1 protein-coding gene is annotated in these 758 nt (G+C 66.9%); it reads right to left on the bottom strand.

All coding sequences use genetic code 11. The annotated features are described in order from the left end of the window. Nucleotides 1-758: lipoyl synthase (locus YH3_RS34705; protein ID WP_064445177.1), on the bottom strand; the 758-nt coding region annotated here is incomplete at both ends.

The following is a 758-nucleotide window of genomic DNA, read 5'->3' as shown; positions in this document are numbered from 1 at the left end:
ATGAGTGAGCTGGCTTCCTGGGAAGCGTCGCCGCCCTCGGTCAGATGACGCTGCGCCTCGGGAAGTTCGCGGCCATGATGTGCCATGGCCTGCGCATACAGGCGGCCGGCGCGGTACGACGAGCGAACCAACGGACCGGCCATGACGCCGGCGAAGCCCATCTCTTCTGCAGCCTTCGAGTGTGCGACGAACTCCTCGGGCTTGACCCACCGCTCGACGGGGTGGTGCCGGGGCGAGGGTCGCAGGTACTGGGTGATGGTGAGGATGTCGCAACCGGCGGCGTGGAGATCTGCCATCGCCTCGGTGACCTCTTCAGGGGTTTCGCCCATGCCGAGGATCAGGTTGGACTTGGTGACCAGTCCGTAGTCGCGTGCTGCGGTGATGACGTCGAGGCTGCGCTGGTACCGGAATGCCGGACGGATCCGCTTGAAGATGCGGGGGACGGTCTCGAGGTTGTGTGCGAGGACCTCGGGGCGTGAGGCGAAGACCTCGTCGAGCAGTTCGGGCTTGCCGTTGAAGTCCGGAACCAGGTTCTCGACGCCGGTGCCCGGGTTGAGTTCGTGGATCTTGCGGACGGTCTCGGCGTAGAGCCAGGCGCCGCCGTCGGGGAGGTCGTCGCGGGCGACGCCGGTGATCGTGGAGTACCGAAGGCCCATGGCCTGAACGCTTTCCGCGACGCGACGGGGCTCGTCGCGGTCGAGGGCTTCGGGCTTGCCGGTGTCGATCTGGCAGAAGTCGCAGCGGCGTGTGCACTGCTC

Origin of the sequence: Rhodococcus sp. YH3-3, assembly GCF_001653035.1 — a bacterium.
Taxonomy (GTDB): Bacteria; Actinomycetota; Actinomycetes; order Mycobacteriales; family Mycobacteriaceae; genus Rhodococcus_F; species Rhodococcus_F qingshengii.
Note: the sequence above shows the minus strand (reverse complement) of the source record. Positions and strands in the feature narration are given on the sequence as shown.